Source organism: Sphaerotilus sp. (assembly GCF_034519685.1).
GTDB lineage: Bacteria > Pseudomonadota > Gammaproteobacteria > Burkholderiales > Burkholderiaceae_C > Sphaerotilus.
Map to the genome: position 1 here is coordinate 1017501 of NZ_JAXHOF010000003.1, position 20913 is coordinate 1038413.

General features: G+C 53.5%; 18 protein-coding genes and 1 pseudogene. 6 read left to right on the forward strand and 13 right to left on the reverse strand.

What is annotated here, in order from left to right:
• Positions 1-37 precede the first annotated feature (37 nt).
• Positions 38-226, reverse strand: a complete 189-nt coding sequence (locus U5O44_RS08390; protein WP_322587977.1) for a hypothetical protein — start codon at positions 224-226, stop codon at positions 38-40.
• A gap of 3 nt (positions 227-229) precedes the next feature.
• On the opposite strand from U5O44_RS08390, the pseudogene U5O44_RS08395 reads away from it, so the two are divergent.
• Together U5O44_RS08395 and U5O44_RS08400 are read left to right on the forward strand one after the other, a co-directional pair.
• Positions 230-564 (forward strand): annotated as a pseudogene (locus U5O44_RS08395) (type II toxin-antitoxin system RelE/ParE family toxin).
• Positions 565-573: 9 nt separating this feature from the next.
• Positions 574-867, forward strand: coding sequence for a helix-turn-helix domain-containing protein (locus U5O44_RS08400; protein ID WP_322587978.1), 294 nt, complete (start codon positions 574-576; stop codon positions 865-867).
• Between the two features lie 24 nt (positions 868-891).
• Here the strand turns inward: U5O44_RS08400 and U5O44_RS08405 are convergent, their stop codons facing one another.
• The 12 genes from U5O44_RS08405 to U5O44_RS08460 all read right to left on the reverse strand — a co-directional run bounded on the left by U5O44_RS08405 (position 892) and on the right by U5O44_RS08460 (position 14844).
• Complete coding sequence (locus U5O44_RS08405) at positions 892-2181, reverse strand: nucleotide sugar dehydrogenase (RefSeq protein ID WP_322587979.1); 1290 nt, start codon at positions 2179-2181, stop codon at positions 892-894.
• Positions 2182-2216: 35 nt separating this feature from the next.
• Positions 2217-3452: a glycosyltransferase family 4 protein gene (locus U5O44_RS08410; RefSeq protein ID WP_322587980.1), complete on the reverse strand. Its 1236-nt coding sequence runs from the start codon at positions 3450-3452 to the stop codon at positions 2217-2219.
• A gap of 17 nt (positions 3453-3469) precedes the next feature.
• Positions 3470-4918 (reverse strand): heparinase II/III family protein, encoded by a 1449-nt coding sequence (locus U5O44_RS08415; protein ID WP_322587981.1) that lies wholly within the window; start codon positions 4916-4918, stop codon positions 3470-3472.
• 209 nt (positions 4919-5127) lie between these two features.
• Positions 5128-5562, reverse strand: coding sequence for a serine O-acetyltransferase (locus U5O44_RS08420; RefSeq protein ID WP_322587982.1), 435 nt, complete (start codon positions 5560-5562; stop codon positions 5128-5130).
• A complete protein-coding gene (locus U5O44_RS08425; protein ID WP_322587983.1) occupies positions 5562-6710 on the reverse strand; it encodes a glycosyltransferase family 4 protein in 1149 nt (382 codons plus the stop codon). The genes U5O44_RS08420 and U5O44_RS08425 overlap by 1 nt, the downstream gene beginning before the upstream one ends.
• A 4-nt stretch (positions 6711-6714) precedes the next feature.
• Complete coding sequence (locus U5O44_RS08430) at positions 6715-7914, reverse strand: O-antigen ligase family protein (RefSeq protein ID WP_322587984.1); 1200 nt, start codon at positions 7912-7914, stop codon at positions 6715-6717.
• A gap of 43 nt (positions 7915-7957) precedes the next feature.
• A complete protein-coding gene (locus U5O44_RS08435; RefSeq protein WP_322587985.1) occupies positions 7958-9211 on the reverse strand; it encodes a lipid II flippase MurJ in 1254 nt (417 codons plus the stop codon).
• An 8-nt stretch (positions 9212-9219) separates the two neighbouring features.
• A complete protein-coding gene (locus tag U5O44_RS08440; RefSeq protein ID WP_322587986.1) occupies positions 9220-10272 on the reverse strand; it encodes a glycosyltransferase family 4 protein in 1053 nt (350 codons plus the stop codon).
• Positions 10273-10340: 68 nt separating this feature from the next.
• The gene (wecC, locus tag U5O44_RS08445; protein ID WP_322587987.1) at positions 10341-11591 is read right to left on the reverse strand and encodes a UDP-N-acetyl-D-mannosamine dehydrogenase; all 1251 of its coding nucleotides are present in this window, start codon (positions 11589-11591) and stop codon (positions 10341-10343) included.
• Between the two features lie 2 nt (positions 11592-11593).
• Entirely contained in the window at positions 11594-12709 is a 1116-nt protein-coding gene (gene wecB / locus U5O44_RS08450; protein ID WP_322587988.1) for a non-hydrolyzing UDP-N-acetylglucosamine 2-epimerase, read from the reverse strand.
• A 23-nt stretch (positions 12710-12732) separates the two neighbouring features.
• Entirely contained in the window at positions 12733-13860 is a 1128-nt protein-coding gene (gmd, locus tag U5O44_RS08455; protein WP_322587989.1) for a GDP-mannose 4,6-dehydratase, read from the reverse strand.
• 21 nt (positions 13861-13881) lie between these two features.
• Positions 13882-14844, reverse strand: a complete 963-nt coding sequence (locus U5O44_RS08460; protein WP_416222160.1) for a GDP-L-fucose synthase family protein — start codon at positions 14842-14844, stop codon at positions 13882-13884.
• A 441-nt stretch (positions 14845-15285) separates the two neighbouring features.
• Between U5O44_RS08460 and U5O44_RS08465 the strand changes: the two genes are divergently transcribed.
• The 4 genes from U5O44_RS08465 to U5O44_RS08480 are packed head-to-tail and all read left to right on the forward strand — an operon-like array spanning position 15286 to position 20897.
• Positions 15286-15516, forward strand: coding sequence for a hypothetical protein (locus U5O44_RS08465; protein ID WP_322587990.1), 231 nt, complete (start codon positions 15286-15288; stop codon positions 15514-15516).
• A 31-nt stretch (positions 15517-15547) separates the two neighbouring features.
• Positions 15548-16987 carry an O-antigen ligase family protein gene (locus tag U5O44_RS08470; RefSeq protein WP_322587991.1) on the forward strand — a complete coding sequence of 480 codons (1440 nt, stop codon included), beginning with the start codon at positions 15548-15550 and terminating at the stop codon, positions 16985-16987.
• Between the two features lie 8 nt (positions 16988-16995).
• A complete protein-coding gene (locus U5O44_RS08475) occupies positions 16996-19233 on the forward strand; it encodes a GumC family protein (protein ID WP_322587992.1) in 2238 nt (745 codons plus the stop codon).
• A gap of 14 nt (positions 19234-19247) precedes the next feature.
• Positions 19248-20897 (forward strand): CpsB/CapC family capsule biosynthesis tyrosine phosphatase, encoded by a 1650-nt coding sequence (locus U5O44_RS08480; RefSeq protein ID WP_322587993.1) that lies wholly within the window; start codon positions 19248-19250, stop codon positions 20895-20897.
• The last annotated feature ends 16 nt before the right edge of the window (positions 20898-20913 follow it).

Sequence of the window (20913 nt, forward strand, 5' to 3'; positions counted from 1 at the left end):
AACAGCAATGAAAACGGGGCCTTCAAGGCCCCGTTTGTCATGGCGACACCGCCGCCCCGATGGCATCCGCACGCGGCAGATTCTCCAAGCTCAGCAGCCGCACGTCGTATTCATGCATTGCCTCGTCTTGGTCCACCTCGGGATCGTGCACGAAGACCTCGACTGGCTTGCAGGTGGAGGCGGCAAAGCTCACTTGCAGCATAGTATCTAATTCGATACGATGCACGACATGAACGAGCCGATTCTGAGCGTTGCATTCTTCCGCACCGACGCCGGCAACGAGCCAGTGCGAGCCTTCCTGCTGGACTTGACGGTAGAAGACCGCAAGGCGATTGGCACGGACATCGAGACCGTTAGTTCGGCTGGCCGCTAGGGATGCCCCTGGTGCGCAAGATGGCGCCCGGACGGTGGGAGGTGCGCAGCAACATCGCCGACGGCATTGCCCGCGTGCTGTTCACAGTTGTGACAGGGCAAATGGTGTTGCTGCACGGCTTCGTCAAGAAGTCCCAGAAGACCCCCGCCGACGATCTCAAAACCGCGCTGGTCCGCCTGCGCAAACTCTGAAGGAACACCATGAGCAGCGAGCACATCGGCAGCAACTTTGACGACTTCCTGGCCGAAGACGGTTCACTGGAAGAAGCCACCGCCATGGCGGTGAAGCGCGTCATCGCCTGGCAGTTGGCCCAAGCCATGAAGGCACAGCACATCAGCAAGACCGAAATGGCTGCCCGGATGCACACCAGCCGCATGGTGGTCAATCGCCTGCTCGACGAGCGCGACACCAGCGTCACGCTTGCCACCCTGGCCCGCGCCAGTGTGGCCGTGGGGCTGCCGCTGCGGTTCGAGTTGGCGGGTGCGGTGGCCTGATCGAGACCTGGGCTATTCCTCAGTTCACAGCCGCCAGACGCGCAGCCCCGCCGTGGTCAGCACGGCCGGATCAAAGGCCGATTTCACGTCGATGACGCAGCCGCCCTTGACCAGCTTGCGCGCCAGGTCTTCGACGCCCAGCGTGTTGAAACGGCGATGCGATACCGCCGCCACGATGGCATCCGCACGCGGCAGGTCGTCCCAGCTCAGCAGGCGCACGCCGTATTCGTGCATCGCCTCGTCCGGATCCGCCTCGGGGTCGTGCACGAAGACTTCGACACCATAGGTGCGCAGCTCGTTGATGATGTCCACCACCTTGCTGTTACGCAGGTCGGCGCAGTTTTCCTTGAACGTCAGCCCGAGCACGTTGACCCGCGCGCCCTTGATGTAGCTGCCCGCCGCGATCATCTGCTTGACGGTCTGCTCGGCGATGTACTTGCCCATGCCGTCGTTGATGCGGCGGCCGGCCAGAATCACCTGCGGGTGGTAGCCGAGCATCTCGGCCTTGTGGGTCAGGTAATACGGATCGACGCCGATGCAGTGGCCGCCCACCAGACCGGGACGAAAGCGCAGAAAGTTCCACTTGGTTCCCGCCGCTTCGAGCACTTCGGTCGTGTCGATGCCGATCTTGTCGAAGATGATCGCCAGCTCGTTCATCAGCGCGATGTTCAGGTCGCGCTGGGTGTTCTCGATGACCTTGCAGGCTTCGGCCGCCTTGATGCTGGAACAGCGGTGTACGCCAGGCTCCACGATCGTTTCGTAGAGCGCCGCAACCTTCTCCAGCGTGGCGGGTGAATCGCCGGCCACGACCTTGATCACGTTGGTCAGGCGGTGCTCACGGTCGCCGGGATTGATGCGCTCGGGACTGTAGCCGACGAAGAAGTCACGTTGCCAGACCTTGCCGGACACGCGCTCCAGTTCGGGAATGCAGATTTCCTCCGTGGCGCCCGGATAGACCGTGGACTCATAGATCACCACAGCGCCCGGCTTGAGATGGGCGCCGATGCTGCGGCTGGCGTTGAGCAGCGGGCGGAAATCCGGGATATGGGCCTCGTCCACGGGGGTGGGCACAGCCACGATCACGAAGTCGGCACGCTCCAGATCCGTCGGATCGAAGCTGTATTCGGCGTGTATGGCCAACGCCATGTCCTCATCCGGGATCTCGCGGGATGGATCCTGGCCTGCTCGGCATTTCTGGATCTTCTCGCGAGAGACGTCGAAGCCGATCGTCTTGAAATGTTTGCCGAACTCGATGACGAGGGGAAGGCCGACATAGCCGACGCCAATGACCGCGACTGTAGTATTAGATTGCATCGCTAGAGACAATTGAATTTTCAACCAATAAGATTCTAGACGCGAGTCAAAGAAACGCGTTCAAGGATGCGAAGCATCCGATGTGCCAAGATCGAACGGTCATAGTTCTTGGCACCCTTTGGACCGTTTGCCTTGAGTTCTGCATACAACGCATGGTCTTGATCCAGTCGCAACAGTCCATCACACAGTGCCTTGGCATTCTGTGGCTCGAACACCAATCCGACCCTTTCCTGTTCAATGATGCGCGCCGACTCACCCTGCACTCCATGCAGAATCGGAATCGTCATGCCCATGCACTCGAACATCTTGGACGGAATGACAGTTTCGAAAAGTGGGGTCGCCTTCAGATGAATAAGCGATGCATCTAGCAATGACCAGTACCGCACTACTTCATCCTTGGACACGGTATCGACAAAAATGACATTGTCGATACCCTCTGCCTGTGCGCGGGACATCAGCGCTGCCTTGCAAGCACCATCCCCCAACAACAGGAACCGATATCGATCTCCACCCGTCATGGCCTTGCACAATTTGGCAGCATCCAGAACTGTATCCAGTGCGTGGGCCAATCCATGCGTACCAATGTAGCCCGCCACAAACTTGTTGCCCAATTGATGCCGGTTCACCAACTCCACATCCTTGGGACGCGGACTGAAACGACTCACGTCGACGCCATTGGTGATGACATCGATCTTGTTTCCCTCAATTCCGCGGTGAATGAGTGAATCACGGAAAGACTGGGTGACAGAAACAATAGCTGATGCTTTCCGATACAGAAATAACTCGATTTTTTCCAAAAAATCCAGAGTCGCCGACTCTTTCATTGCACCCACCGCGCGAATGGATTCCGGCCAGATGTCGCGCAACTCGAACACCCAAGGTCGACGCTTGAGTGCACCCACCATGTATGCAGCACAAGCAGTAAAAAACTGGGGCGAGGTTCCAACCACTACATCAATTTTTTTCACAAAAATGGCGGCAACCGTGCCCGCGACCATGAAACTGATGTAATCCAGTATTCGCTTGACAAAACCCTCATTTGCCGTGATGTAGGACCACACTCGCACCACATGGATGCCTGCCATCTCTTCGCGCTGGATCAATTTATTGGCATAACCATCGAACACTCTGCCCTTCGGGAAATTCGGAGCACAGGTGACCACAGTAACCTTATGACCCGCTTTTACCCACTCTTTGCAATGCTCGAAGGTTCTACTAGCTGGCGCATTAACTTCTGGCGGAAAATTATCAGTAAGGAATAAAATATGCATAGGAAATATATATAAAATCAGTTCCAATAAACAACGAGCCCAGAAAGCCCCTTATTCATTTCTAACACCAAACATTTATTAGGCACAGAGGCACCGAACCTTGGGTGCCAAGTGGTGTCTTCTAAATGTGCGCGTCCATGATTGGTGATCCACTGAACAGTACTTCCATCAGGCAGTAGCGCCCGGCCGCTTGTTCCACCTTGATCAATGCTGAGCACAACATCCGAACTGAAGTGGTATCTCGCCTGAGCAGTCTGATATGGACCAGAAATCTCATCCAAGATCACCAATTGATTCGATCGCATCTGCCATTGGCGCTGGTGAAACGGGCGTCCTGGCAAACGGGCATATCCGTCGTGCCCACAGGAGACTTTCACCGTATCACCGTCAGCCGACACTTGCGGATTTACAGGTCGGGCGCGCCGCGCCACACGAAACCCCCCCCAGACTTCGGAGGAATTCTCACCGTTGATCAGAACAGTGTTGTGTGCGGACGTGCCACGCTGCCGTAACCGTTCCGGGCCCGCTCCATAACATGAAGTTCCTGAGTTCACCAATACGCGAAATCCATTCACTGACAGTTCGAAACTCAACGTATCCGCGTGCGCATGGCCCGGAAGATAATCCGGTCCTACAGGGCCGATATCCATCAGCGCTACGGCACTGTTGGAGGCGAGACGCACATATCCCGTTTGCTCCATCCATAACGCGTCGACCTCACCTACGTGCATACCGGCCGGCGGACTATCGACAGCCAGACCAAGCCGCTGTGCATAAGCGCGGATCTCTTCACACGAAGGGGCAATCCCGATCGCAGCATCATTGAAAAGACTGATTTCTCCATCTGGATGGCACATGGCCAACAGCCAAGCGTGCATCCGGATTGCCACAGGGCGCCATCCCTCAACGGTCCGGCGAGACGAGGCACTCAATGCATCCGTGCCATAGCACCCGAACAAATTGCAAAGATCCAGCATGTCTTCCAGCGCCAAAGCGTGATACATCGTGGTTCTCTCAAAATGCCCCCCATCAACCAGAATTTGCTCCGGTACTTCACGCGCCAAGATACCGAATCCCTTGGATAGCCATTTCTCAGCTTCAGGACCGCTGAAAAACATGCCGGCAAACACCAATGCCTTGGCATTCGCAAAAAGATGGTTGCCCAGCAGGTGGATCTCCAGCCTGTGCATCAACCATCGGGCCTGGACCGCAAGACTATGAATGCAGACTTGGGGTAGCGGGTTCCCCGTCAAGGCCCATTTGATCCAGTTGACCATTCGCAAGGAGGTAGGATAGGGCTCCCATGCGTTACCGGCACTCGACTGATTCTGTTCGACCCAATCGACCACCAGCGCCTTGTGCCATTCACGTCGGTCTTCGGCTTGCAGGGCATTCAGATCGTCAAAGTAATGCTGGTTATAACGCCAGAGTTTTTCGCGCTGGTCGCCATCCCAGCCGATTTCCATCAGCTTACCGGGCTCTCCCAGAAAGACAAACTCACCTGGCCCACACATACTCGGCGACCGACCGGCCGATCGATACCATCGGCCTGGCCGATAGCGCAATGCAGGGGGAGTCGTGCGATCGAGACGAGTTTTAGCGAGTTTAAACCATACCCGCCCATATATTTGAATAGGCTTCAAATACTTTATGGTATTAAAATATTTAACAAAACTCACGATATATAAATATTTTTGATGAATTTTGCAGGCACACCAGCAAATACAACATTAGAAGGAACATCTCTAATAACTACCGAATTTGCGCCAATTTTAACATTATCCCCGATTGTGATTGGCCCTAAAATCTTAGCTCCTGCTCCTATATATACGTTAGAACCTATTACTGGCACACCAAATTTTGTCCCGTTACCTCCTATTGTAACATGCTGATCAATATGCACAAAAGATCCAAGCACTGCATCTTTATGTATAACCACCCCAAGTCCGCCGTACCCCAAAACGAGACCTTTACCCACAACAACCGTATGAGGAAACCAACAACCAAATACAAGCCTAATAATATAATCAATAAATTTTGCCAAGAACTTCAATTTGTATCGGGAAAATAACTTTGCGAACCTCTGCAATTCAACAGGACCGACGACCATCAATCACACTCCTCATAGTAATCACAATGTATTTTCGCCACGCTAGACCAGGAATACTTCTCCATCATATCCTTAAAAGCCAAGTCACCAAGATACTCTAATTTATCATGCCCCGTAGAAACAACTCTCTTAATTGAATCACAAACACCAGCAATGTCAGCATTTTTAATTTCAAAAGCGTATTCTTTATTATTAACTAAATCAGACAATCCACCAGACTGAGTAGAAATAATAACTCTGCCATTAGAAAGAGCCATCGTAGCGACACCACTTTGAGAATGAAAATCTACATATGGCAATAAAATCGCGTGCGCATTTGAGAAAAATTTCTTCAACTCATCATCACCAACATATCCCTCATGCACCAATATACCATCAGGACTACCATCTATTGCCTTCTTACACTCAACCCAATAATCCAATTCACCTTTACTTGCAGCTCCAGCAATAGTCAAAACCACAGGAAAACCCTGCTCTCGTAGTGCCTGAACAGCTTTTATCGCCAAAATAACGCCTTTATTTTTTCTAATTGCACCAAAGCACAATAAATTATATTCATCTTCTTTTTTGTATTTTAAAGGCGCACTTGACAAGCCAAACACTCCATGCGGGGCTATTTTTATTTTTTTAGCTTCCATGCCAAATTTTTTAATTAAATCAACCCTTTGACTTTCATGATGAACAATAATAATATTAGGTATCTTGTAGAGCATTTTTAATAACAAAAACTCAACGCCCCTCAAATAATCAGGAAAAAGCCACTTATGCGGCAAAACATCGTGGACAGTAAAAAATAATCTTACATTTTTATTCTTTACGCTAATAAACTGCAGTATAGATAATGCAGGCAAACCGGGAAAATTAAAATGAAGGATAATTTTTTTATTTGCGCTATTTTTTACAATCTCATTAATTTTGATTGTCGAATCAAAAAACTGCTTTATCATCGAGAAAGTCTTTTTGACTTTTCCTTTTTTTACGTCCAATTCTCTATACGGGACAAGGTTTTCAACCAAGTGCAAAAAATCAAAATTATTCGGCGCAATCAAAATAGAATCATTTTTGATCTTTGATATCTCATTGTGCAACTCATAAACATACCTAGCAGCACCTGATTTTGAGGCTTGAGTACAAGATATTACCAGCATGACATTATTTTGAATTTAATTGATAAATCGGAACATACAAAGCAACAATCAAAGCTGCCCCAGCAAACGATATAAAATCAACACTGGCATTTGCATACCCAATTATGCCCCCATGCTCAAAAAAACCACGAATCACGAGCAGCGAAATAAACAATGGGGAAACAGCCGCCAGCTTTCTATCGAAAATATTCATATTATATCTCTCTGAATACACAACTATGGAGCTTCTATATATAAAAAATAAAAAACTAGCCATTATAAAAAAACCAACCAACCCCTTCTCCGCAAGAACAGTTAGATACGCATTATGGAATGCACCAGATGTCAATATATCAAATCGACCAATATCACTAGATATTAAAATTAAATACTTATCTAAATCATAATCCCAAGAAGAGGCTCCCCACCCAAAAACAGGCCTATCATAAAATTTAGCGATGGCAGCAAGCCATAACTCAAGGCGTCCCGTAGTCGCATCACTAACTTCATACATATACTTTATTTTTTCAACTTCATCCAGGTTAATATAATACAAGAAACCAAGGAAGCCAATTAATAAAATAGCATATGAAAATAATTTTCTGGAAACTTCATCTTTAACAAAAAAAACAAACGATAAGCCAAAAAAAAGCATCGCAATAGTAGCTCTCGCACCACTTATCATCAAAGCAACCATGGAAACAATAACAAATATTATATTTAAATAACTGTTTTTATATATAGAGTAACACAGGATAAAACCAAGTAACATAGCAAACGACAATGGATTGGTATTAACACCAAACTCTTGATTCATCTGAAATTTAAAATATGCAGAATCATCGAAATTAAACGACGCCAGTCCACCCATAACCGAATTATAACCAAATATAATCAAACAAGCAGAGAATATTATATAAGGCATCAATCCATAAACAAAGTACATTCGCGCCTTACAATCCCTAAAATGAATTAGCATTCCAAAAGACACTAAAAATATATACAACTGCCTAAATACATCATAAACCGCCAACTCCATCTTTACAGCAAACAGTGCCGTGAAAAAACTACCCCCTATATATATAGCTCCTGCCAATAACCAAATATACTCAGCTTTTGCGATAAAAAAACTACGGGAAAAATTTCTCTCCAAAGAAATTATCGCAGAAATTACTAGCAATATACGCGCCAGAACGCCAGCCCAAGAAGTTGGCAAGGCGAGCAAAAGAAAAGATAATCCATACATGTACGATAAATACATTAATCTATCACCGTCCTCTCCAAATCATTGCACACATAATTAAACTCACCAAACCCTCAAATAACACAGAAACCCACAATACATTTATAAAATTATCGCTAAAAATATACTTCCCCAGTGAGGCAAAAATGTATGCAAAAACCATCAGTCTAACATAAACCGCACCTTTATTAAGTGCAAAAAAATGTCTTGCTGCAAGTTGATTTATTGACATAACCACAAAATAAGCAGCATAAGGAGTCAATAATTCAACAACCTGAGCTGTATTTTCTTTCGAAAAATTACCTCTTTCGTATATTAATTTAATTATTTCACCTCCAAAAACAATCATAAAAATAGCTATCACCACTCCTGGCAAACACATAGCAAAAAACACTTTTCTAGATGGTCTTTCCTCTAGCGTAATTTTTTTTCCAATCCACGTTTGATATATATTTCCAAGCTGCGAAGATATTATTCCAAGTGGGAGCATTGCAACACGCATTGCATATGCATTGCTAGCAACCACTCCTGCACCGGCAATGGCCGCAAAATATACAGTTGTCGATTGATTTATATTAAAAAACACATTCTCAACCGAAGAAGACGACAAGCTCTTGATAAAAGATTTATCAATATTTTTTAAGTTTATATTTGGCGCTAAATATTTCCTCCCAACCAAAAAAACCAATAAAAAAGACAACAAAGTACCTATCAGATATGAAAATGGAAGTGCGTATAAAAAATCTTTCTTCTCCTCACCCGCACTCAACACCCAATAAAATAATAATGTAGCAAGCATCCCAACTGTCATTGCAATGCCTATAAAATTCGCAAGGTAATGCCTACCTTCAGCGTGGAATACCGCATATGCCAGACCTACAATTAACGTAGGCACAACAGAATACGACATTATTTCAACAAAATCACCAAGCAAATCAGTGACGGGAAATATTTTTATATAACCATTAATCCAAAAAATTAGCACACCATTGATCAAAACACCAATACCCAACAACAACAAAAAAATTACGCCGGAAAAAAACTTCTCACTATTTTTTGATTTTAATTTTATGTAGTGCGGCACAAAAGCCATGTTGAACGCACCAAACACATAATTTGAAATTATCAAAAAAACCTGTTGCGATGCAAAAAATGCATCCGTCACATGGGATACACCATACATGCCAGCAACGAGAACCTCCCTTACAAAACCCAAAAATTTCCCAAACCCACTTATAAAAATAGCTACTACAATTTTTTTAATTCCTTTAAGTGACATTATTTAACTCACAATTCACTCAATATTTTTTTATAAAATGTCTCGGCACTATTTTTGGACAACTCTTCTTTAAAAAATTTATGGCAATTATTTCTGATGGAAATTTTATCTGCGTCACATTTCTCAAAATGTCTGCTCATTGCATTAAATATTAAAATTGGGTCACTATTTTCAATTATATATCCATTATAATCATTAACAATCAAGTCAGGCAGAGCACCCACTGCAGTAGCCAACATCGGCACACCGCTTCTCATAGACTCTACAAAAACATATGGAAAAGCCTCCGCATAAGATGGAAGAATTACCATGTCAGCAGAGGAGTACATATTCTGCAAGTCTTCTCCAGCCAAATAGCCATGAAAAACTACATTATTTATAGACAAACTTCTAATTATTGACTTAAGTGAATCGATAGCATCACCCTCCCCGACAAAGTCGAGCTGGAATTTATTTTTTTCGCCCTTAGTTAACTCGACAAAACTATCAAGAACCTCAAATACCCCCTTCTCTTTTGTTATTCGACCGACAAACAGCAATCTATGAAAACCACTCTCACCAATATAGTAAGGCACAACATCACTGCACATAGAATAATTTCTATAACGCTCACAAATGGCATTAGCACGTAATTCTAAAAACTCTTTTTTTTGAATTTCAGAAAGAAAAAATAATTTATCAATAAAGGCAAAAAATGGTAGTACAGCCTTGACTATTGCACCATTACTATTTTTTACTCGCTTAAAACTTCCTCCATGAAAAAAAATTATTATTTTATTATTTTTTTTAGCAAGAAGAAAAATTTGAATGCAAAGCTTTGCGATTGATCCCTTATATATGGAAGCATTTATTATTACAATAGATTTATTGATTTTTATTAATTTTAATGCGTCAATAAAAATATTAATCAACGATTTAATTGGATTACTACCGAGGCTATCAATTTTAATAAAATTAGCGCCATCGAAAACCTTTAAGGTCGACAAAAATTTTACGTGCGTGACAACCCCGCCAGCAATTTTTGACTTTAGACTTGGTCCAATTATGTATGTCGATTTCAAACAATACCTCATTTATTCAAATAAAAAACAATTCCCCCAATTTATGGGGGAATTGCCTTCTTTAAGACTTACGACGCCCAAACGCCTCTAGTATCTATGACAATTTTTTGCATCAGCAGAGACCGCTCCATCTCATAAAATTCTTTATGATTAACCAACAAGAGAATTATGTCGCATTCACGCAATGCTTCATCGAGAGAGACCAAAGAAACATTATCTGCAATCAATTTACTCGGCAAAGAATTTATGTAGGGCTCGACCACAAAAATATCCCCTACGCCTTCACACTTCAAATGCTCTACTATCTCCATCGCAGGACTTTCACGCAAATCATCGATATCAGCCTTAAAAGATAATCCAAGGCAAGCGATACGCGGCACACGGAATTTAGCTGCCGCAGCCTTAACCTTTTCTATAACCACATGCGGCTTAGCATCATTAATTTCACGAGCAACCTTTATTAGCCTGGCCTCTGCAGGAGTCTTACTAACAATAAACCAAGGATCAACAGCAATACAATGCCCGCCGACTCCCGGACCTGGTTGAAGTATATTTACGCGCGGGTGACGATTGGCCAGCCTTATCAACTCCCACACATTTATATTTAATTTATCACAAATTACTGAAAGTTCATTGGCAAAAGCAATATTGACGTCACGGAATGAGTTTTCCGTCAACTTGCACATCTCTGCAGTACGCGCATTAGTAGGAATACATTCTGCAGTGACAAATGTTTTATACAACTCTGTTGCGCGTCTCGAACAACGCTTTGTCATCCCCCCAATAATTCTGTCATTATTTACAAGCTCACTCACAACCTTACCAGGCAAAACTCGCTCGGGACAATACGCTATACTGATATCCGACAGTTCTCCTTTTTGCTGTGGAAAGCTAAGATCAGGCCTCATTTCTGCCAGCCAACTTGCAAGTTGCTCAGTTGTCCCGACTGGCGATGTTGACTCCAAGATAACCAAGTCGCCGGCCTTTATAACAGGAGCAATCGATCTTGCCGCTGTTTCCACATAGGAAATATCAGGCTCATGGTCCCCCTTAAAGGGCGTCGGAACAGCTATCAAAAATGCATCCGCTGGCTCGGGCTGAGTAGTCGCTCGAAGGTACCCCTGCGACACCGCGGCATGAACAATCATATCCAAGTCGGGCTCGACGATATGAATTTCACCCCGATTAATGGTATCGACCGCATGTTGATTGATATCAACACCGACAACCTTGATCTTGCGCGACGCCAGCATCGCAGCGGTGGGGAGGCCAATATACCCGAGACCAATCATCGAAGCCGAGTTAAAACTTTTATTCACGATCAATTCCCCTTAAAATATTCAACAATTCTACTAGAAGCAAGCCCATCACCATACGGATTATGGGCATGACTCATACGCTGATATTCAGCAGCATCCTTCAGCAGTGTTTGTACCGCATGGACAATGGTGCCGCGATCTGTTCCAACCAATTTGACTGTACCCGCCAGAACAGCCTCAGGCCGCTCGGTGGTATCCCGCATCACCAAGACCGGCTTCCCCAGAGATGGAGCCTCTTCCTGGATTCCGCCAGAATCCGTCAAAATGAGGTAACTGCGCTTCATCAGATAGACAAAGGGCAGATAGTCAAGCGGGTCAATCAGATGCACATTGGAAGCATCCCCAAGGATTCGACGCACTGGCTCTTGGACGTTTGGATTCAGGTGAACAGGGTAGACGACCTGCACCCCAGGTTCAGCCGCAATGTCCTTGAGCGCTTGGCACATCGCCTCGAAACCAGCGCCAAAATTTTCTCGCCGATGCCCTGTAACCAGAATCAGCCGCTTCGCCGAATCCAGAAAAGGAAACCGAGCCGCCAGCATTCCGTTCAATTCATCATCGGTCTCGATTTTTTTGCTGACTGCGAGCAACGCATCAATGACGGTATTGCCAGTCACATGAATTTTCTTCGAATCAACACCCTCTTTCAGAAGATTCTGGCGAGCTTCTTCAGTGGGCGCAAAATGGAGACCAGCCAGCCGCCCGGTGATTTGGCGATTGGCTTCCTCAGGCCATGGGGAATAGAGATTGTGCGTACGCAACCCAGCTTCGACATGGGCAACGCCTATCTGTCGATAGTAGGCGGCTAAACTGGTGCCAAGCGTTGTGGAAGTGTCCCCATGCACCAGCACCCAGTCCGGCTTGCTATCGGCCAGAACGTGATCCATGCCCTGAAGAATGTTGCACGTGAGTTGTGTCAGCGTTTGCCCGGGCTGCATCAAATCCAGATCGAAGTCGGGCTTGATCTCGAAAAGACTCAATACCTGGTCCAGCATCTGCCGATGCTGAGCTGTCACGCAGACCTGCAGATCAACTGAGCCAGAGGCCTGCAAGGCCTTCACCAGCGGAGCCATCTTGATGGCTTCTGGTCGAGTTCCAAAAACTGCCAATAATTTCATATAAAGACGGTACGCCCTATTGATTATTCATGATGATCAAACGCCTGAAACCCCGCCAGCTTCACAAGACTGTCCTTGCGCGCCGCCGTGTAATCAGCCTCGACCATTTCCTTGACCAGTTGCTCGAACGTGATCCGCGGTGTCCAGCCGAGTTTTTCCTTGGCCTTTGACGGATCCCCCAGCAGCGTCTCCACCTCGGTCGGCCGGTAGTAGCGCGGGTCCACGCGGACGATGACATCGCCCACCTTGACCTTGGCCTGCTTGCCATGGACCGCGGCGACGATGCCGACTTCCTTCTCGCCCTCCCCTTCGAACACCAGCGTCACGCCCAGCTCCGCGGCCGCGCGCTCGACAAACTGGCGCACGCTGTATTGCACGCCGGTGGCGATGACAAAGTCCTCGGGCTTGTCCTGCTGCAGCATCAGCCACTGCATTTCCACATAGTCCTTCGCATGCCCCCAGTCGCGCAGCGCGCTCAGGTTGCCCAGGTACAGGCAGTCCTGCAGCCCCAGCGCGATGCGCGCGATGGCGCGCGTGATCTTGCGGGTGACGAAGGTCTCGCCGCGCAGCGGGCTTTCATGGTTGAACAGGATCCCGTTGCAGGCGTACATGCCGTAGGCCTCGCGGTAGTTCACCGTGATCCAGTAGGCGTAGAGCTTGGCGACCGCGTAGGGGCTGCGCGGATAGAAAGGCGTGGTTTCCTTCTGCGGAATCTCCTGCACCAGACCGTACAGCTCCGAGGTGCTGGCCTGGTAGAAGCGCGTCTTCTTCTCCAGCCCGAGGATGCGGATGGCCTCCAGGATGCGCAGCGTGCCGATGCCGTCCGCGTTGGCGGTGTACTCCGGCTCCTCGAACGAGACGGCCACATGGCTCATCGCCGCCAGGTTGTAGATCTCGTCGGGCTGCACCTGCTGGACGATGCGCACCAGACTGGTCGAGTCCGTCAGGTCGCCGTAGTGCAGCACGAAGTTGCGGCCGTCGACATGCGGATCCTGGTACAGGTGGTCGATGCGGTCGGTGTTGAACAGGCTGCTGCGGCGCTTGAGGCCGTGCACCTCATAGCCCTTGCCCAGCAGCAGCTCCGCCAGATAGGCGCCGTCCTGGCCGGTCACACCCGTGATGAGCGCAACTTTTCTCTTCTGTTCTGTCATGGGGGAATGGGAATGCATCAATCAGACGGGGGACGGGGTGGCATGGAACGGCGCGGCGGCATAGGCCAGGCGCATGCCATCACGCAGGGTAGTGCGGGCTTGCCAGCCCAGAGCGGTCAGACGGCCGACATCAAGGAGTTTGCGCGGCGTGCCATCGGGCTTGGTAACGTCGAATGTGATGGTGCCGCGGTAGCCGACCACCTCCATGACAGCTTCGGCGAGTTCGCGGATCGACACATCCTGGCCAGTGCCGATGTTGAGCAGCGGGCCGTCATAGCCGGATTCCATCAGGAACACGCAGGCATCGGCCAAGTCCTCCACATAGAGGAATTCTCGGCGCGGCGAGCCGGTTCCCCACACGACCAAAGACGGGTCCGCGCGCTCGCGGGCCTCGTGCGCCTTGCGCAGCAGCGCCGGCAGGACGTGGCTGTTGGCGAGGTCGTAGTTGTCGTTCGGCCCGTAGAGATTGGTGGGCATGACACTTACATACTGTCGGCCATATTGCCGGTTGTAACTCTCGGCGAGCTTGATGCCGGCGATCTTGGCGATTGCATAGGGCTCGTTGGTCTGCTCCAGCGGGCCGGTGAGCAGGTAGTCCTCGCGGATCGGCTGGGCGCAGTCGCGCGGATAGATGCAGCTCGACCCCAGGAACATCAGCCGCTGCACGCCCGCGAGGTGGGCCCCGTGGATCAGGTTGGCCTCGATGAGGAGGTTCTGGTAGAGGAAGTCGGCGCGGTAGAGGCTGTTCGCCCGGATGCCGCCGACCTTGGCCGCTGCGATGAAGAGATAGTCGGGCCGCTCCGCCTGCAGGAAGGCCTGCACGGCGGCCTGGTCCAGCAGGTCGAGTTCATCGCGACCGCGGGTGATGATGTTGCGGTAGCCACCCGCCTGCAGGCGGCGCACCAGAGCGCTGCCGACCATCCCCCGGTGGCCAGTGACGAAGATTCTTGAAGTCGAGTTGATCACAGGGATGGAAGGAGACATGGGCCAGAAGGCACCGGACAGGCTGGCCGCCATGACACGGCAAACCAACAGATGTGGATTTGTTACTCTTATTTACTTATTGACCCGATACTGGCGCTCAAGTCCGACACGACAAGAACGACCAAGTGCACCGAGTAGACGGGACACAACACCAGACTGTCCAGTGCGCGCATCCGGATAAGTACGGCGAATGCGGCGTTTTTCTCAAGATGCCGGCGCATGGACGGAAATGGCGCAGGCCGGCCCCCTGCAGCGGTACATTCCAGAACCAATCTGGGCACGCCGCCCGGCTTGTCAGGACGTCTGTCACCCCACCTGCCACACGATCACGGGGTTGAGATCGTGGACAAAAGCCCTCAAACTCGTGCTAGAAGTGGGCTAAACTTTTCACTTCAGTCCCCTGCATCAGCAGTTGACTCATATTTTTTCAGGAGCAGAAGCATGACTTCTCAGTTCAAAGTTCAGGGATCGATCAAGGGGCTGCTGCTGGCAGTCGCCACCGTGGCGGTCACCATGACGTCCTTCCAGGTCAGCGCACAAACGGCGCCCCGCGGCGCCGGCCCGCGCGGCACGCCGCCGGCAGTTCGCCCGCCGATCCGCGTGGCGCCGCCGCCGCCGGTGGTGGTCGTGCCGCCGTGCAAGCGCGGCGGCCCTGGCATCACCCCCTGCTGAGCCACAGCAGCACTGCGCAGCAGGTTCTTCGTTGAAGAAGTTGCCATGGGCCCGGCAGGCCGAGCGAGGCCTGCTGGGCCTTTTCATTGTGGCGCTGACATGGCTGCCACTGCCGCTGGGCAGCAACCGCCAATGGGCGATCTCGCTGTTCGCCGCCGTGGTCTGGCTACTGCTGGCCACCTGCGGGCTGCTGCGCCTGCGCGCGCCCGCACACGCCCCGGCGGATCCCTTTTCGCGCACCAGCTGGGGTGGGCACGCCGTGCTGGCGCTGCTGGTGCTGTTCACTGCCTGGACCAGCGTCCAGCTGACCCCCTTCGGCTACACGGATGACCCGCACGAGACGCGCATCTACGTCTTGCGCTGCATCGGCTACGTGGGCGCGTTCTGGCTGGTCCAGCTGCTGGTGACCTCGGACCGCAGGCGCATGGCGCTGCTGGTCGGCCTGCTGGGCGCTGGCGTGATCCAGGCGCTCATCGCGATGGTGCTGTTCTCCAGCGCGGGCAGATACGAATACCTGGGATTTGATTTTGCACAGGGCATGCGTGCCACAGGCACCTTCCCGCAAGCGGACGCCCTGGCCAACTACATGCTGCTGACCTTCTCGGCGGGTCTGGCCGTGATGCTGACGCAGATGGGCCACCCAGGCGCGCCCGTCAAGGCAGCGCAGCGACACCGCCGCATCCAGGCGGCGCTCGAATTCATGATGTCCGGCAAGATGGTCGTGCGCCTGATGCTGGTCACGCTGGTGATCGCATTGGTGCTGACACGCTCGCGCATGGGCAATGGCGCGTTCTTTCTGGGCCTGTTCATCGTGGCGGTCTGGGTCATGGCCAGATCCACGAACCTGCGCAAGTCGGCAGGGATCCTGGTGGTCAGCCTGCTGGTGGTGGACCTGATCGTGATCGGGCAATGGGTGGGCCTGTCCAAGGTGCTCAGCCGCATGGAAGCCACCGAGATCGCCGCGGACGCCGCCTCCGCCAGCCAGACCCCGGTGACAGGACAGCCCAGCGCACCACCGCCGCGCCGCGAGGAAACGCTGGAAGAGCGCACACGTCCAGTGCGCGATGCGATGGCGATGCTGCAGGAGCGGCCGTGGACCGGTTTTGGCGGGGGGGCGTTCTACAACGCCTTCACCCGGTACAAGGTCGAGTCGCTGACGCTGCCCTACAACCACGCCCACAACGACTATGTCGAGATCGCGGCGGATGTCGGGCTGTCGGGGCTGCTGCTGCTCGCAGGGGTCGCGCTGCTGACTGCCGTGCGCGCCTATCGGCTGATGCAGGATGGCCATTCGCCGCATGCACGGGGTGTTGCGGCGGGTGTGGGCATGGCATTGTTGTGCGCCCTCCTACACGCACTGGTGGATTTAAATCTCCAGATAAACGCCAATGCAATGACGCTCACCGTACTATTGGCCGTGGTCTGGAGCGTACCGACAAAGCGCACAACCACGTCACTTCGGTCTAGGTAGTCCACTCCATGAATCAAATCCAAGTAGCTGCGTCGGCCGTGCCGGCGCAGATGGCTCCTCCCTTTGCGCCGGTACAGTTGGGCTTGTCCGAGGAAAGCAAGCTCGCACTGCTGGACCACTGGCGCAGCATCAAGAAACGCAAGTGGCCCGTGCTGGGCCTGGCGACCGCACTGGCGGCACTGGGCGCCGCGGTGGCGTTCTCGATGACACCGGTCTACCGCTCGACCGCGACCGTGCTGATCGAGCCGGGCAAGCCGAAGTTCCTGTCGATGGAAGACATGCTCGGCGGCGCGATGCAGACCAAGGAGCACTACCAGACCCAGGTGGAGATCCTGAAGTCGCGCGAGGTGGCACTGCGCACGGTGACCACCATGAAGCTGTGGAACGATCCGCTGTTCGATCCGCGCAAGAGCGACGAAAGCGTCAAGACCAAGATCAAGTCCATGGTCGGCCTGACGGAAGCGACCACCGAGTGGACCGAGGAAACGCTGGCCGACTCCGCGGTGAAGCCGCTGATGCAGGGCCTCAGCATCGAGCCGGTGCGGCTGAGCCAACTGGTCAAGGTCAGCTTCGACTCGCCCGACGCCAAGCTGGCCGCCCGGGTGGCCAACGACATCGCCTCCAACTACATCGACGCAGACCGCGACGCCAAGTTCAAGCTGGCCCAGGGCCTCAACGGCTGGCTGGAAAAGCGCGCCACCACCCTGCGCGAGAACCTGCTGGAGTCCGAGAAGGCACTGCAGGCCTACCGTGAAGAGAAGGGCCTGATCAACCTGAGCGGTTCGGCCCAGGGGCTCGCCGGCATGCAGATCGGCGAAGCGAACCAGCGGCTGGCCGAGGCACGCGCCAAGCGGATGCAGCTGGAAGGCACCTACAACATGGTGGCCAATGCGGGCAGTGGCGACTACAGCAATGTGCCGGCCGTGGCCAACAACTCGACGGTCCAGGACGCGCTGCGCCAGGAAGCGGCAGCGCAGAAGCTGGTGGCCGAGCTGTCGGAGAACCTCGGGCCCAACCACATCAAGATGCAGGAAGCGCAGTCGTCGCTGGCTTCGGCACAGCGCTATCTGGCGCAGCAGCGCCGCTCGGTGGCGCGCAGCATGGTGCAGGAATACAACCTGGCGCGGCAGGCCGAGAAGTCCCTGGAGTCGGCACTGGCCTCGGCCACGGGCGGGGTGCAGGACGTGAACCGCAAGGAATTCCAGCTGCAGGTGCTGGAGCGTGAAGTCAGCTCCAACAAGCAGCTCTATGACCTGTTCATGGGCCGTGCCAAGGAAATGGACGCCGGCAGCGACCTGCAGGCGGCAGTGGCCCGCGTGGTCGATCCGGCAGTGGTGACCACGAACCCGGTGCGCCCCAACAAGGGACAGATCATCCTGGTGGCCTTCGTGCTGGGGCTGATGCTCGGCGCGATGGGGGCTGTGCTGCTGGAGCGCATGGACAACACCATCAAGGGCAGCGAATCCGCCGAACTCAAGCTGCAGCAACCGGTGCTGGCCGTGCTGCCCTCGCTGACTGGCGAGGCCCTGGAGAACGTGGCCACCATGTTCATCCGCGAGCCGAACTCGCACCACGCCGAAGCGATCCGCACGGCGCGCACCGGCATCCAGCTGTCCGATGTCGACCAGCGGCACCGCCTGATCATGGTCACGTCCAGCGTTCCGGCCGAGGGCAAGACCTCGACCTCGATCAACCTGGCGCTGGCGCTGTCCCAGACCAAGCGCACGCTGCTGATCGACGCCGACATGCGCCGCCCGCAGGTGGGTGTGCGGCTGGGGCTGCCCGCCAATGCCAAGGGCCTGTCCAATCTGGTGACCGGCTCGGCCACGCTGAAGGAATGTGTGCACCAGATCGAGGGCAGCTCGCTGCTGGTGATGCCGTCGGGTGATGTGCCGCCCAACCCGCTTGACCTGCTGGTGTCGCAGCGCTTCAAGGACGTGATCCGCCACCTGCAGCCGCAGCTGGACTTCATCCTGATCGACACGCCGCCGGTGGAGCTGGTGAGCGACGCCGTGGCAGTTGCGCCGATGGCGACCAGCACGATCTACGTGGTGCGCGCCACCGAGACGCCGGTGCCGGTGATCCGCAAGGGTCTGAGCCGCCTGCAGCGTTCCGGCGCCAACATCATGGGCGTGATCGTGAACGGCCTGAACTTCGAGGATGCACAGCGCTACTACGGCGAGTCGGTCAACGGCGGTTACGGCAACACCTACTATCACGGTTATTCTCAGCAATCCAAAGCCTGAGACGCTCCGAGCCCATGTTAGATCTGCACGTACACGTTCTGCCTGGCATTGATGACGGCCCGCGCACGCTGGAAGATGCCCTTGCCCTGGCGAAGGCCTTGGCGGACGATGGCATCGAGCACATCGTCGCCACGCCGCACATCTACCCGGGCGTGTTCGACAACTCCGCCGCACGCATCGGCGAGGTCTTTGACGAGTTTCAGTCGGCCGTGTCGGACGCGGGCATCGCACTGACCATGACCTGGGCGGCCGAAGTCCGGATCTGTCCGGAAATCCTCGACTGGATCGAGGCGCGCCGGCTGCCGATGCTCAATGGCAGTCTGGTCGGACCGTCGACCGCGCTGATCGAGTTGCCAGACGGGCAGATTCCCGTCGGCACCGACAAGCTGATGGGGATGATGCTGGAGCGGGGCATCACTCCGCTGATGGCCCATCCCGAGCGGAACAAGGCGGTGATGGAACAACCTGCGCGGCTCGAAGCGCTGCGCCGCATCGGTTGCAAGTTCCAGGTGACGGCAGGGTCCGTGCTGGGAGATTTCGGCACCCGGGCCCAGACGACGGCGCAGAAGCTGCTGGAAGCGGGCTGGGTGGACGTGATCGCCACGGACGCCCACAACCGGTCGAGCCGCCGTCCGCGCATGGGGGCGGCCCGAGACTGGCTGGCCGAACATTTCGACGAGGCGCTGGCATTGCGCCTGACCAAGACCCAACCGACGGAAATCGCGGGGCTGTCCTCGTTCACGGTGCAGGCCGGTGCGCAGCGGCTGGTCTTCCGCGATCTGCCGGCGATGGCACCGCTGAACCTGGCGGACCAGTGGTCCGTCGACCTGATGCTCGGCCCCGAAAGTCCGCAGAAGGGAACCGCACAGGCCATCCCAGCGGCCCAGTCCGATGCCGCCTGGTCCCTGATCGACTTCCGCATCGATGCGGTGGTGAATGAGCTGCACAGCGCCTCGCTGCGCAACGATCTCTACGCCGACGGCGAAATGCCGCCACCGGCGCAACCCATGCAGTCGGCACAGCCGGCCGAGACAGCAGAAGAGCCCGAAGACTGGCAGCTGCCGATATTCGGCGCCCCCAGCACGGTGGCAGCCCCGACAGTCGCCAGGACAAGGGAACCCGTACCGCCCTCTGCTGCTGCAGCATCACCTGCACCTGCACCTGCACCTGCACCTGCACCTGCACCTGCACCTGCACCTGCACCTGCGCCCGCGCCCGCGCCCGCGCCCGCAGCAGCATCCGTGCGGGCCCCGGTTCTGACATCAGTGCCAGCACCGACGGTCGTGGCCATGCGATTGCCGGCGCCATTGGCGGTGGCATCGGTGCAGTCGACCGCCGCAGTGACGGCCGCCCACCCAGAAGTCGTCGAGGCCGCAACAGCTCCAGCCGTCCCGAGAGGCATGCGGCTGGAAGAAGTCTCGCCCCGCGCCGTCGCTTCGCCTGCTGCGCACCTGCCGGCGCAGGCCACTCCGCTGGCCCGGAACGGTTCGATGGCACAGGCAGGATCCCAGGCGGCACCCAGCATCGCGGCCATCGCCAAGTCGATCACGGCGGCCGCGCGGCGTCAGACCCCAGAACCAACGCCACCCGCCATCACCCCAGATGGCGTGCGGAGAGGCTTCCGTCTGAGCGATCTGAATCCTCTGCCCAATCGCCGCCGCTGACCCCCGGGTTGCCCGC

Coding starts and splice junctions, on each gene's coding strand:
- wecB (WP_322587988.1), bottom strand. CDS start 12,709: ATGAAATTATTGGCAGTTTTTGGAACTCGACCAGAAGCCATCAAGATG.
- U5O44_RS08475 (WP_322587992.1), top strand. CDS start 16,996: ATGAATCAAATCCAAGTAGCTGCGTCGGCCGTGCCGGCGCAGATGGCT.
- gmd (WP_322587989.1), bottom strand. CDS start 13,860: ATGACAGAACAGAAGAGAAAAGTTGCGCTCATCACGGGTGTGACCGGC.
- U5O44_RS08410 (WP_322587980.1), bottom strand. CDS start 3,452: ATGCATATTTTATTCCTTACTGATAATTTTCCGCCAGAAGTTAATGCG.
- U5O44_RS08460 (WP_416222160.1), bottom strand. CDS start 14,844: ATGTCTCCTTCCATCCCTGTGATCAACTCGACTTCAAGAATCTTCGTC.
- U5O44_RS08435 (WP_322587985.1), bottom strand. CDS start 9,211: ATGTCACTTAAAGGAATTAAAAAAATTGTAGTAGCTATTTTTATAAGT.
- U5O44_RS08480 (WP_322587993.1), top strand. CDS start 19,248: ATGTTAGATCTGCACGTACACGTTCTGCCTGGCATTGATGACGGCCCG.
- U5O44_RS08400 (WP_322587978.1), top strand. CDS start 574: ATGAGCAGCGAGCACATCGGCAGCAACTTTGACGACTTCCTGGCCGAA.
- U5O44_RS08425 (WP_322587983.1), bottom strand. CDS start 6,710: ATGCTGGTAATATCTTGTACTCAAGCCTCAAAATCAGGTGCTGCTAGG.
- U5O44_RS08405 (WP_322587979.1), bottom strand. CDS start 2,181: ATGCAATCTAATACTACAGTCGCGGTCATTGGCGTCGGCTATGTCGGC.
- U5O44_RS08420 (WP_322587982.1), bottom strand. CDS start 5,562: ATGGTCGTCGGTCCTGTTGAATTGCAGAGGTTCGCAAAGTTATTTTCC.
- U5O44_RS08465 (WP_322587990.1), top strand. CDS start 15,286: ATGACTTCTCAGTTCAAAGTTCAGGGATCGATCAAGGGGCTGCTGCTG.
- U5O44_RS08415 (WP_322587981.1), bottom strand. CDS start 4,918: ATGGAAATCGGCTGGGATGGCGACCAGCGCGAAAAACTCTGGCGTTAT.